Below are 11,952 nucleotides of genomic sequence, written 5' to 3' on the forward strand. Positions count from 1 at the left end.
GGTTGACCCCGCGTCCGGTGGTGGTGACGCCCAAGTGGGCGCAAGCGGCGCGCGCAGCACGCCTGGGCGCTGTGGCGGCCGATACAATCCCGCCGCAGTAACCCTGTGCTGATGCGCGCGGCGCCATGGGGGCGGACACACCGCCCGCGCTCGCCGCGCCGCCGGATGCCGCCTGCCATGCAAGACACCTACACCCCCCGCGACGTCGAAGCCGCCGCCCAGGCCGCTTGGGCCGCGCGCGACGCCTACCGCGTCACCGAAGACGCCTCCAAGCCCAAGTTCTACGCCTGCTCGATGCTGCCGTACCCCAGCGGCAAGCTGCACATGGGGCATGTGCGCAACTACACCATCAACGACATGATGGCGCGTCAGTTGCGCATGAAGGGCTACAACGTCCTCATGCCCATGGGGTGGGACGCCTTTGGGCTGCCGGCGGAAAACGCCGCCATCAAAAACGGCGTGCCGCCGGCGCGTTGGACCTACGACAACATCGCCTACATGAAGCGGCAGATGCAGGCGATGGGCCTGGCGATCGACTGGAGCCGCGAAGTCGCCACCTGCGCGCCCGAGTACTACAAGTGGAACCAGTGGCTGTTTTTGAAGATGCTGGAGGCGGGCATCGCCTACCGCAAGACCCAAGTGGTCAACTGGGATCCGGTGGACCAGACCGTGCTGGCCAACGAGCAGGTCATCGACGGCCGTGGCTGGCGCACGGGCGCGCTCGTCGAAAAGCGTGAAATCCCCGGCTACTACCTGGCCATCACGAAGTACGCCGAGGAGCTGCTGGCGGCGGTGGCCGACCCGTCCAACCCCAACTACCTGCACGGCTGGCCCGAGCGCGTGCGCCTGATGCAGGAAAACTGGATCGGCAAAAGCACCGGGGTACGCTTTGCCTTCCCGCACGACATCCGCGACGCGCAAGGGCGCCTGATCCAGGATGGGCGGCTGTACGTGTTCACCACCCGCGCCGACACCATCATGGGCGTGACCTTCTGCGCGGTGGCGCCCGAGCACCCGCTGGCGCAGCACGCCGCAGCCGGCAACCCGGCGCTGGCCGCGTTCATCGAGCGCTGCAAGCTGGGCGGCACCACCGAGGCGGAGCTGGCCCTGAAAGACAAGGAGGGCATGCCCACGGGGCTGACGGTGCGCCATCCCCTCACCGGCGAGGCCATCCCGGTGTGGGTGGGCAACTACGTGCTGATGAGCTACGGCGACGGCGCCGTGATGGGGGTGCCCGCGCACGACGAACGCGACTTTGCCTTTGCCAAGAAGTACGGGCTGCCCATCAAGCAGGTGATCGAGGTGCCGGGCGAGGTGTTTTCCACCGAGGCCTGGGCCGAGTGGTACGCCGACAAGCAGCGCGGCCGCTGCGTCAACTCCGGCGTGCTCGACGGCCTGGCGCACGAAGCGGCGGTGGACAAGGTGGCCGAGCTGCTGGCCGCGCAGGGCCTGGGCGAGAAAAAAACCACCTACCGCCTGCGCGATTGGGGCATCAGCCGTCAGCGCTACTGGGGCACGCCCATCCCCATCATCCACTGCGACGACTGCGGTCCGGTGCCTGTGCCCTACGAGGATCTGCCGGTGGTGCTGCCCGAAGACCTGGTGCCCGACGGCAGCGGCAACCCGCTGGCCAAGTGCGAGTCGTTCCTGAGGGTCGATTGCCCGCGCTGCGGCAAGCCCGCGCGGCGCGAGACCGACACGATGGACACCTTCGTGGACTCGTCGTGGTACTTCATGCGCTACTGCGACCCGCACCTGGCCGACGCCATGGTGGGCGAGGGCACGCGCTACTGGATGCCGATGGACCAGTACATCGGCGGCATCGAGCACGCCATTTTGCACCTGCTGTACGCGCGCTTTTGGACCAAGGTGATGCGCGACCTGGGGCTGGTGCAGGTGGACGAGCCGTTTCAGCGCCTGCTCACGCAGGGCATGGTGCTCAACCACATCTACAGCCGCCGCACCGCCAAGGGGGCCAAGGAGTACTTCTGGCCGCACGATGTGGAGCATGTGCTGGACGACGCTGGCAAGATCGTCGGCGCGCGCCTCAAGCGCGAGGTGCCCAGCGCCGATGGCGTGCTGCCGGCGGGCACGCCGATCGACTACGAGGGCGTGGGCACAATGTCCAAGTCCAAGAACAACGGCGTCGACCCGCAGGACCTGATCGAAAAATACGGCGCCGACACCGCGCGCCTGTACACGATGTTCACCGCGCCGCCCGAGGCCACGCTGGAGTGGAACGACGCGGCGGTGGAAGGCAGCCACCGCTTCCTGCGGCGCGTGTGGGCGTTTGGCCTGCGCCTGGCGGCGCTCGACCACAGCGCCGCCGCCCAAGCCGCGCAGGGGGCGGGGTCGCTGGCCGAGGTGGCGTATGGCAAGGCCGCCCGTGCGCTGCGGCGCGAGATCCACACCTTGCTCAAGCAGGTGGACTACGACTACCAGCGCATGCAGTACAACACCGTGGTGTCGGGCTGCATGAAGATGCTCAACGCGCTGGAGGCGTTCGATCCCAGCGGCGAGCCCGGCGGCGGCGTGGCGCTGATCGAAGGCTTTGGCATCTTGCTGCGCTGCCTGTACCCGGCCACGCCGCACCTCACGTGGGTGCTGTGGCAGCGCTTGGGGTACGCGGGCGCGCTGGGTGACTTGCTGGATGCGCCGTGGCCGCAGCCCGACGAGGCGGCGTTGCAGCGCGACGAGTTGGCGCTGGTGCTGCAAATCAACGGCAAGGTGCGCGGCAGCCTGACGGTGGCGGCCGACGCCGACCGTGCCGCCATCGAGGCCGCCGCACTGGCCGCGCCCGAGGTGGCGCGTTACGGCGAAGGGCGCACGCCCAAGAAGGTGGTCGTCGTGCCGGGGCGGCTTGTCAACGTGGTGGTGTGACGGTGCTGGCGCGGCGCACCTGGATGGGCTGGGCGGCCGGGGCGGCCATGGCGTCGCTGGCCGGCTGCGGGTTCCAGCTGCGCGGCGCCGGGTTGCAGTTGGCGTTTCGCACCTTGCGCCTGCAAGCGGGCGCCGACAGCGACGTGCTGCAAAGCCTGCGCGCGCAGCTGCAAGCCAGCGGCGTGCAGGTGCTCGACGCACGGGCGCCGGCCGCGCCCGGCACCGCGGCGCCGGTGCCCGATGTGGTGCTGCACGTGCTGCTGGACCAGCGCGAGCGCGTCGTCGTGGGCACCACCAGCGCCGGCCAGGTGCGTGAGCTGCTGCTGCGCCGCCGGGTGCGTTTTGCGCTGCGCACCCCGGGCGGACGCGAGCTGATCGAGCCCACCGAGCTGCAACAAGAGCGCGAACTCAGCTACGCCGAAACGGTGGCGCTGGGCAAAGAGGCCGAAGAAGCGCTGCTGTTTGCCGACATGCGCACCGCCATCGTGCGCCAGTGGATGGTGCTGCTGGCGCACGTCAACCTGCCCAGTGCAGGGTTGCGCTGAACAGGCCGCAGGCAGGCATCGGGTTTACCGGGGTTTACGCCCCCGCTGTGGGGCAAGACAATCCGACCAGCAGGTTTAGGGCCTGGTCGAACAGGACGGCATCATGTTGGGCATTCGAACACTTCGATGGCAGCTCATCGCGGCGGCCACCGCGCTGGCTGTGGGCAGCGTGGGTGTGGTCTCCGCCATCAACATCTGGATCGCGCGCACTGTGGTGCATGACACGCTGGTCAGTGACGCCGCGGCGTTGGCGTCCGCTCGCGCCGCGACGATCGCCGAGTTCGTGGCGACTGCCCGTCGCGGTGTCGAAGCCTTGCTGCCCGCGGTGGATGAACCTGATCCCGTGCCATCGCTGCAAAAGGTCGCGCACACCGCCGGCTATGACACCACCTACATTGGCTACGCGGACAAGCGTACGGCGTTTTCCAGCCCGCAGAACCTGCCGCCTGACTACGACCCCACCGTGCGGCCGTGGTACCGGTTGGCGGCGGCCGGCTCAGGCGTGGTGTTGACCGAGCCGTACCTGGATGCGGGCACCCAAAAGCTGGTGCTCACCTTCGCAGCGGCCAAGCGCGCAGGTGCCGATGTGCAGGCCGTGGTGGCGGGCGACATCTTCATGGACGCGGTGCAAGCCAGCGTCAATGCGATCAAGCCAACGCCGTCGAGCCATGCGTTCATCGTGGCGCGCGATGGTCGCGTGATCGTGCATCCCAACCGGGACTGGATCCTCAAGCCGGCAGAGCAGCTCTCCCCTGCCCTGACGGCCAGTGCGTTGTCCGCCCTGGACACGGCCGCGGTGCCGACCACCATGGCCGGTGAGACACAGCTGCTGATCGCGCGGCCCATCGCCGGCACCGATTGGCGGCTGATCATCGCGATGCATCAAGGCGAAGCGATGGCGGCGGTGCGCGTGCTGGCGCTCAACTCGTTGGTTGGGGCGTTGGTGGTGGGCGTTGTGTCGGCGCTGGTGGTCGGCCTCATCGTGGCCGTGTCGCTGCGTCCTTTGCGACGGCTCGACGCGGCGCTGGCCGACGTCGCGTCGGGGGGGAGCGACCTGACCCGGCGGCTGGACACCGAAGGGGTCGTTTCCGAAGTGGCGCGCATCAGCGGGCACTTCAACACCTTTGTGGCCAAGCTGCAATCGGTACTGATCGATATCCGCAGCACCAGTGGGCAAGTGCATACGGCGGCCGAGGAGATTTCGGCTGGCAACCTTGACCTGTCATCACGCACCGAGAGCGCGGCATCCAGTTTGGAAGAAACCGCCGCGACCATGGAGCAGCTCACCAGCGCGGTGGCACAAACCGCGCAACGCGCGCAGCAGGCCAGTCAGCGGGCGACCGGGGCGGCCGAGGCGGCCGAGCGGGGCGGCCAGGTCATGCATGCGGTGACGACCAAAATGGCCAACATTTCGAACTCATCGCAGCGGGTGGGTGAGATTGTCAACGTGATTGACGGCATTGCGTTCCAGACCAACATCTTGGCCCTCAACGCGGCGGTGGAGGCTGCGCGTGCGGGCGAAGCCGGGCGTGGCTTTGCTGTGGTGGCGGCCGAGGTGCGCGCGCTGGCGCAGCGCAGTGCGCAGGCTGCCAAAGAAATCAAGTCATTGATCGAAACATCCGTGGGCGAGGTGCGCGAGGGCTCGGCGCTGGTGGCTGAGGCAGGCGCCGATATCGAGCGCATCGTGCAAGAAGTCAAGGCCCTGGCGTCTGTGATCCACGACATGGCCACCGCGGCCGAGGAGCAGCGTCACGGTATCGCGCAGATTGGCGAAGCGATCTCGGCGTTGGATCAGGCCACACAACAAAACGCCGCGTTGGTCGAAGAAGGGGCGGCGGCGGCGACGGCGCTCAAACAGCAAGCGGCCGACCTGGCCGCTGCGGTGGCACGTTTTCGCATCGACGGCGGCGAAACCACGCCGCAAGGACGGCCTGGCCAAGGCCACAGGCTGCCGCGGCCCGCTGCCTGAGCTCAACCCCTGCGCCGCACCTGGTGCTCGCGCATCAGGGTGCTTTTGCCAAACAGGCTCTCCACCAGATCGACCGCCAGCCGCGCGGTGCGGTTGCGCTCGTCCAGCGCCGGGTTGAGCTCGACGATGTCGAGGCTGCCCAGGCGCCCGGTGTCGGCGATCATTTCCATGCACAGCTGGGCCTCGCGGTAGGTGGGGCCGCCGGGGACCGTGGTGCCCACGCCGGGGGCGATGTCGGGGTCCAGGAAATCGACGTCGAAGCTGACGTGCAGGTGGGTGTTGTCATCCAGCCCCGCCAGCACCTGCTCCATCGTGTGGCGCATGCCCATCTCGTCGATGTAGCGCATGTCGTACACTTCCAGGCGCTGCTCGTGCACGAAGCGCTTTTCACCGGGGTCGACGCTGCGGATGCCGATCTGGCGCACCTGGCTGGGGTGCAAGGCGGGGCTGGCACCGCCCAAGTGCGTGAGCGCCGTCGGCCCAAAGCCGCACAGCACCGCCACCGGCATGCCGTGCAGGTTGCCGCTGGGGGTCAGTTCGGAGGTGTTGAAGTCGGCGTGGGCGTCCAGCCACAGCACGCGCAGCGTCCGGCCGACGGCACGGCAATGGCGCGCCACGGCGCTGATCGAGCCCATCGCCAGGCAGTGGTCGCCGCCCAGCAGGATGGGCAGGTGGCCGTGCTGCAGTTCGGCGTGCACCGCGGCGTGCACGGCGCGGTTCCAGGCCACCACCTCGTCCAGATGCCGGTAGCCGCCCTGCGCCGGTTGCCAGGGGTTGGCCGGTCCGTGCAGGTTGCCGCGGTCGAGCACCTGCACGCCTTGCGCGCGCAGGGCGTCGGCCAGGCCGGCCACCCGCAAGGCTTCGGGACCCATCGAGGCGCCGCGCGCGCCGGCGCCCACGTCGGTGGGGGCACCGATCAGCGCCACGGTACGGGAAAGTGCCGGTGTGGTCATCGCTGTGTTGACGTTGGTTGTCGATCGCGTGATTGTGCCCGCTGGGCGTGTCATGCGCTCGGCCACCTACAATGGCCTTCATGCAGGTCAGCCCCGTTCAATTGCCCGGCCAACTGCAGCGCGCGCTGGCGCCGCTGTACGTGGTGCATGGCGACGAAACGCTGCTGGTGCAGGAGGCGTGCGACGCCATCCGGGCGGCGGCGCGCACCGCGGGGTACGTCGAACGTACGGTGTTCACGATGGCCAGCGCGCAGGCGGATTGGAGCGCCGTGCTGGCCGCGTTGGGGGCGCTGAGCCTGTTTGCCGACAAGCGCGTGCTGGAGGTGCGCATCCCCTCGGGCAAGCCCGGACGCGACGGGGCGGCCGCGCTGGAGCAGCTGGCGACGCAGGCCGCGCACAGCGCCGACACGGTGACGCTGGTGGTGCTGCCGCGGCTGGATGCGGCCACGCTCAAGAGCGGTTGGATGGCGGCGCTGATCGCGCACGGGGTGGTGGTGCGCATCGACCCGGTCGAGCGTGCCCAATTGCCGGCGTGGATCGCGCAACGCTTGGCGGCGCAGGGGCAACGCGTGGCCGAAGGCGAAGAGGGCTTGCGCACGCTGGCTTTCATGGCCGACCGGGTCGAAGGCAACCTGCTGGCCGCGCATCAGGAGGTGGTCAAGCTCGGCCTGCTGTACCCACCGGGCGAGTTGAGCCTGGAGCAGGTGCGTCGCGCCGTGCTCGACGTGGCGCGCTACGACCCGTTCAAGCTGCCGTTGGCGGTGCTGGACGGGGCGTTGGCGCGCGTGCAGCGCATGCTGCAAGGCTTGCAAGCCGAGGGCGTGGCGCCGGTGCCGGTGCACTGGGCGCTGGCCGAGGAGCTGCGCGCGCTGCACGCGGTGCGCCGCGCGCTGGACGCCGGGCAGCCTTTGCCGCTGGCGCTGCGCGAGCAGCGCGTGTGGGGCGCGCGCGAGCAGCGCTACGAGCGCCTGGCGCCACGGCTGCGCAGCGCGCTGACCGGCCGCTGGCTGGCCGAGGCGCAGACGGTGGATGGCGTGGTCAAGGGGCTGCCCCATCCCGATTGGCCATCCGACCCCTGGGCGGCACTGCAGCGGCTGGCCGTGGGCGTGGCGGCGGGGTGTGCGCGGGCCATCTGCTAACATCGCGCCCTATGCGTGCTGGACAGATGCTTGGGCTGGTGCTGGCCCTGACCGTGTGGGTGTCGCCCGTGGTGGCGGCGCCCGCGGAGGCCGTGCCGGCCGTGGGGGTGGATGCGGTCGCGCCGACCCCCGACGGCAGTGCGCTGGGCCCGTGGGTGCAGCGCCTGCAGACCGTGGGCAGCGAAACCAGCACGGTGGCCACGCAACTCATCGACACCGCGCTGGGGCTGGTGGGGGTGCCGTACCGCATGGGTGGCAGCTCGCCGCAGGCGGGGTTCGATTGCAGCGGCTTTGTGCGCTACGTGTACGCCAACACCCTGGGGTTGATGCTGCCGCGGCGTGCCGTGGAGCAGGCGCAGGCCGCGCAGCCCGTGGCGCGCGACCAGCTCCAGCCCGGCGACCTGGTGTTTTTCAACACGATGCGGCGGGCGTTCAGCCACGTCGGTGTCTACCTGGGCGACGGCAAATTTGTGCACGCGCCCAACAAAGGCGACCGGGTCAAGGTGTCCAGCCTGGACGATCGTTACTGGGCACGCCGCTACAACGGAGCGCGTCGCGTGGCGCTGCCAGATGACGGGGCAGCCCCATGGCGCGCGCAAGGCGTCGGCGTCCCGGGGCGTTGAACCCACCCAGCCGAACCCGTGCCCTCAGCGGGCCGCTTGCCCACCGTCGGCCAGCAGCCGCTCCAGGTCGCGCAGCAAGGTTTTGCTTTCAGGGCCGGTCAGGCTGTTGTAGGCCAGCACGGTGCGGCCGTCGCGGCTGATCAAATATTTGTAGAAATTCCACTTCGGTGTGGTGCCGGTGCGCTCGGCCAGCTGCTTGAACAGCGGGTTGGCCTCGGGCCCGCGCACACTGCTCTTGGCAAACATGGGAAACTGCACGCCGAAGGTGTTGGCGCAAAACTCGGCGATTTGTTGGTTGCTGCCGGGCTCCTGCTGGCCAAAGTCGTTGGATGGAAAGCCCAGCACCACCAGGCCACGGTCGCGGTAGCGGCGGTACAGGGCTTCCAGCCCCTCGTACTGCCGCGTAAAACCGCAGTAGCTGGCGGTGTTGACCACCAGCACCACCTTGCCCGCGTACTGGCACAGGTTTTGGGGCTGCTCGTCTTGCAGTCGGGCAAAGGTGTGCTGCAGGATGGACGGACACGGGGTGGCGTGGGCAGGGGTGCTCATGGTGAGGAGGGCGGCGGTCAAAAAGCCCAGGGTACGCGGTGAGGGGTAAGGCATGTGGGCACGTCTCTGTTGGCACTATCAGGGCGGGCAGCCATGGTAACGGCTACCCAGCTGGGGTGCAGTGCCCCTACCGTCAAAAGGACGTTTACCGTATGCTAACTGCATCCTGAAGGGAGGTGACGGCGGCGCCAAGGATGTTGGTGGGTGTTTAACCAGGCAGGCTCCCGCGTCCCGTAACAAGGAAGCCGTGAAAATGACCAACACTCAAGCTGTGCATGTTCGCACGGGGATCCGTGTGTGGACGCTGTGTGACCAACCTCTGTTGGTCATGGGGTTGCGTGCCTGCTTTGCGCAGCCGAGTGCAGACCTCACCTACGTTGGGAACGGCTCTGATGCGACAGCTTTGGCACAGCAAGTGCCATTGCTACCGATGGATGTGGCGTTGGTCGATTTGGAGATGGCCGACGCAATGACCGCCGTGCGAACGCTCGTATTGGTTCGGCCTGATGTGCCGGTGTTGGTTTTGAGTGCTTCCCCTGATGTCTCAAAGCTGGATGCGGCCGTGTTGGCGGGGGCGCGCGGGGTGGTGGACAAACACGATCCGGTGGACGTGCTGTTCAAGGCCATCGTCAAACTTCATGCGGGTGAATTTTGGCTCGGGCGTGCGGCGATGGTACGCGTGCTGACGTCGGCGGCGCGAACGCACGGTACTGTGTCGCCCCATCAACGGCAGTTGGCTCGGCTGACGCGTAAAGAGCGCATCGTGATCGGTGAATTGGTTCGTGATCCAGCGGCATCGATCCGGCATGTGGCCGCTCGCCTCTGCATCAGTGAGCGCACCCTGCGCAACCACCTCACCTCGATCTACGCCAAACTCGAGTTGCCCAACCGCACCGCTTTGCATGATTTCGCCGTCCGGCATGGGTGGGCGTCCGGTGTGACGTAACTGTGCACGTCCCCCAACCGTGGTCCAGAAAGGGCACGGCGGGGGCGGTCCATCGTCGGGCGATCAAACGATCAGGTTGCCATTGTCGACCAATGTTTGGGCGTCCAGCCCCGTCACACCGACCAAGATGGCCACGGTTTGGTACCCATCGCCGCCACCATCCCGATCCACCTGCAGAGCTGTATTGCCATCACTTTCGTCGAGGGCGACGCACCCAGCCAAGTCGCTGCACGAAGTGTCGTCCAGAAGATCGGCAATGTTCAGCGTATCAGTCGATGTGTCGAAGTTGGTGATGGTGTCGACATCGGTATCACCCCGGTTCGAGCCGAACACAATGAGGTCCTCACCCTCGCCAAGCATGTAGGCGTCGCTGCCCAGCGTGTCGTACAGGGTGGAGCCGCCACTGCCAACCTTGATCACGTCGTCGCCGTTGGAGCCCGAAATGGTCAGGTGGCCTGTGTGCGCTGTGGCATCCACCTCGACGGGGTCGGAAAACGCCGGCGCATCGGTGCCATCAGCGCCAGCCGTGCCATCAACGCCATCAACGCCGTCAGCGCCAGCCGTGCCGTCAGCGCCATCATCACCGGCAGCGCCTGGGCTGCCGGTGGCGCCCTGCGTACCAGATGGTCCTGCATTGCCGCCGGCACCACCGGCGCCACCGTCACCGCCGGCACCACCGGCACCGGCGGCACCGGCGGCACCACCGGCGCCACCGGCACCACCGTCACCACCCGCGCCGCCATCGCCACCGAGGATGGTGACATCGTAGTTGCCGATGATGTAAACCTGCTTCACGTCACCGTTGACGATTGCGACTGCGCCGTCGCCACCGTCGCCACCGTCGCCACCGTCGCCGCCCGCCCCACCATCGCCTCCAGCACCGCCGTCGCCGCCGTCGCCGCCCGCCCCACCGTCACCACCGCTGGCACCATCTTTGTAGCCGTTAGCGGAAGACCCGTTGCCCCCGGCGCCGCCTTTGCCACCGTCGCCGCCATCGCCGCCTGTACCACCGTCGCCGCCATCGCCGCCCGTGCCACCCGCGCCGCCATCGCCGCCATCGCCGCCAGCGCCACCGATGATGGTTACGTCGCCTTGGGTAGCGTCGATCAAAATCGCTGTGTAAGAAGCTGTGCCGTCCAGCGCCAACGCCGGTTGGCCATCGCCACCGTCGCCACCCTCGCCACCGGCGCCACCGGCGCCACCCGCACCGCCATCGGTACCATCCACTCCGTCGGTGCCAACCGACCCGTTTTCGCCCTTCGTTGCTACGGTCTTGTTGTTGCCTGTACCGACGGCGTTGCTACCGTTGGCGCCGTTGGCGCCCTCGGTGCCAGCGCCACCATCGCTACCGGCGGTGCCATCCAAGCCGACATCGCCATCGTTACCATCGTCGCCGTCAGTTCCGGCCATACCCTCCGTGTCGACAGGTCCGGTGACGGTGTAAGGGTTGGTACCCCAGGGTGGCGTGCCGCTGTCATACTGTGCCGCCGTATCCACCCACTTGATGCTGTCGCTGCCGTTGACGCTGGTGGCGCGCACGCCCACGGTGGTGCCGTCGGCCACGAATCCGTTGGGAGCGTCGAAGGTGTAGCTCTCGCCCGCGGTGAGGTAGGTGCTTTTGGCGGTGCCCTCGCTGCCCAAGCCCGGGTTGGATAGCTTGAGGTAGCTGTCCCAGGTGATTTTGGCGCCCGATGAGCTGCCGTCATCGCTCCAGACCGTGTTGGTGCCGTTCATATTGAGGCTGTTGTCAGATTTCGTCAGCGTGACGTTGCCATCCACGGAGCCATTGCCGTTCGAGAACCACAGCGCATTGAGGTCAAACGAGCCTTCCAGACTGGTGACCGTGAATTGTTCGGTCGTGGTGTTGTACACCACCGTGAAATGCAAGCCTGAGCCTTCGGCACCATAGGACCATGTGTACGTTGCCATTGCAAACTCCTTGCCGTTGCGGTGTGACGTGGATAAACCGTTAAGCCTCGGGGCGGAGCAGCCGTTGCCAGTGCGTTTCGGCCAAGCGGATCGCCACGCCGACGGCGCCGTCACCAGGTTCAACGCGTACCACTTCGCCACGTCCAAACAGGCGCATGGCCGTGCCGCCCAATGTCATGTCGACGGTGAAGTCCAGCAAGTGACCCACTGCCCATGTGGACGGCACCCATAGGTACATGCCACTGGCGCTGACGTCGCGGGTGACGCCCAAGCCACCGTCTCGCACCATGACGGGAAGCTCGACACTGTGCCGCTCGGCCCGACGCTGCTCGCTGCGCATGGATTGATTGCAGCGGATGTGAGCGGCGTGCGCATGAAGCAGAGCGCTCAATTTTTTAGGTTGTGGGCTGTTTCTCGGG

Annotated in this window: 10 protein-coding genes; 6 read left to right on the forward strand and 4 right to left on the reverse strand. The window is 67.6% G+C overall.

Annotated elements, in window-relative coordinates:
• The first annotated feature begins 177 nt into the window (after positions 1–177).
• The 3 genes from leuS (at position 178) to EDC36_RS05040 (ending at position 5,394) form a co-directional block, all read left to right on the forward strand.
• Entirely contained in the window at positions 178–2,880 is a 2,703-nt protein-coding gene (gene leuS, locus EDC36_RS05030; protein ID WP_132962161.1) for a leucine--tRNA ligase, read from the forward strand.
• On the forward strand, positions 2,877–3,425 hold the full coding sequence (locus tag EDC36_RS05035; RefSeq protein ID WP_243646478.1) for an LPS-assembly lipoprotein LptE: 549 nt from the start codon (positions 2,877–2,879) through the stop codon (positions 3,423–3,425). The genes leuS and EDC36_RS05035 overlap by 4 nt, the downstream gene beginning before the upstream one ends.
• Positions 3,426–3,528: 103 nt before the next feature.
• Entirely contained in the window at positions 3,529–5,394 is a 1,866-nt protein-coding gene (locus tag EDC36_RS05040; RefSeq protein ID WP_132962162.1) for a methyl-accepting chemotaxis protein, read from the forward strand.
• Between the two features lie 2 nt (positions 5,395–5,396).
• Here the strand turns inward: EDC36_RS05040 and rocF are convergent, their stop codons facing one another.
• Positions 5,397–6,347, reverse strand: a complete 951-nt coding sequence (rocF, locus tag EDC36_RS05045; RefSeq protein ID WP_132962163.1) for an arginase — start codon at positions 6,345–6,347, stop codon at positions 5,397–5,399.
• Positions 6,348–6,427: 80 nt separating this feature from the next.
• Here rocF and holA point away from each other — a divergent pair, with 80 nt between their 5' ends.
• On the forward strand, positions 6,428–7,486 hold the full coding sequence (gene holA / locus EDC36_RS05050) for a DNA polymerase III subunit delta (RefSeq protein WP_132962164.1): 1,059 nt from the start codon (positions 6,428–6,430) through the stop codon (positions 7,484–7,486).
• Positions 7,487–7,497: 11 nt separating this feature from the next.
• The gene (locus EDC36_RS05055; protein WP_207895049.1) at positions 7,498–8,109 is read left to right on the forward strand and encodes a C40 family peptidase; all 612 of its coding nucleotides are present in this window, start codon (positions 7,498–7,500) and stop codon (positions 8,107–8,109) included.
• 24 nt (positions 8,110–8,133) lie between these two features.
• Here EDC36_RS05055 and EDC36_RS05060 read toward each other — a convergent pair whose 3' ends face one another.
• Positions 8,134–8,658, reverse strand: a complete 525-nt coding sequence (locus EDC36_RS05060; protein ID WP_243646479.1) for a glutathione peroxidase — start codon at positions 8,656–8,658, stop codon at positions 8,134–8,136.
• Positions 8,659–8,911: 253 nt separating this feature from the next.
• On the opposite strand from EDC36_RS05060, the gene EDC36_RS05065 reads away from it, so the two are divergent.
• Entirely contained in the window at positions 8,912–9,604 is a 693-nt protein-coding gene (locus tag EDC36_RS05065) for a response regulator transcription factor (protein ID WP_243646485.1), read from the forward strand.
• 63 nt (positions 9,605–9,667) lie between these two features.
• Here the strand turns inward: EDC36_RS05065 and EDC36_RS13160 are convergent, their stop codons facing one another.
• Together EDC36_RS13160 and EDC36_RS05080 are read right to left on the reverse strand one after the other, a co-directional pair.
• Positions 9,668–11,533: a calcium-binding protein gene (locus EDC36_RS13160; RefSeq protein WP_165902818.1), complete on the reverse strand. Its 1,866-nt coding sequence runs from the start codon at positions 11,531–11,533 to the stop codon at positions 9,668–9,670.
• Positions 11,534–11,573: 40 nt separating this feature from the next.
• On the reverse strand, positions 11,574–11,873 hold the full coding sequence (locus tag EDC36_RS05080; protein WP_132962169.1) for a PilZ domain-containing protein: 300 nt from the start codon (positions 11,871–11,873) through the stop codon (positions 11,574–11,576).
• Between the last annotated feature and the right edge of the window lie 79 nt (positions 11,874–11,952).

The organism is Tepidimonas ignava, from assembly GCF_004342625.1.
GTDB classification, from domain to species: domain Bacteria; phylum Pseudomonadota; class Gammaproteobacteria; order Burkholderiales; family Burkholderiaceae_C; genus Tepidimonas; species Tepidimonas ignava.

Excerpts from the sequence above, each read along its gene's own strand:
- leuS (WP_132962161.1), top strand. The coding sequence starts at position 178 with ATGCAAGACACCTACACCCCCCGCGACGTCGAAGCCGCCGCCCAGGCC.
- EDC36_RS05040 (WP_132962162.1), top strand. The coding sequence starts at position 3,529 with ATGTTGGGCATTCGAACACTTCGATGGCAGCTCATCGCGGCGGCCACC.
- rocF (WP_132962163.1), bottom strand. The coding sequence starts at position 6,347 with ATGACCACACCGGCACTTTCCCGTACCGTGGCGCTGATCGGTGCCCCC.
- holA (WP_132962164.1), top strand. The coding sequence starts at position 6,428 with ATGCAGGTCAGCCCCGTTCAATTGCCCGGCCAACTGCAGCGCGCGCTG.
- EDC36_RS05055 (WP_207895049.1), top strand. The coding sequence starts at position 7,498 with ATGCGTGCTGGACAGATGCTTGGGCTGGTGCTGGCCCTGACCGTGTGG.
- EDC36_RS05060 (WP_243646479.1), bottom strand. The coding sequence starts at position 8,658 with ATGAGCACCCCTGCCCACGCCACCCCGTGTCCGTCCATCCTGCAGCAC.
- EDC36_RS05065 (WP_243646485.1), top strand. The coding sequence starts at position 8,912 with ATGACCAACACTCAAGCTGTGCATGTTCGCACGGGGATCCGTGTGTGG.
- EDC36_RS13160 (WP_165902818.1), bottom strand. The coding sequence starts at position 11,533 with ATGGCAACGTACACATGGTCCTATGGTGCCGAAGGCTCAGGCTTGCAT.
- EDC36_RS05080 (WP_132962169.1), bottom strand. The coding sequence starts at position 11,873 with ATGCGCAGCGAGCAGCGTCGGGCCGAGCGGCACAGTGTCGAGCTTCCC.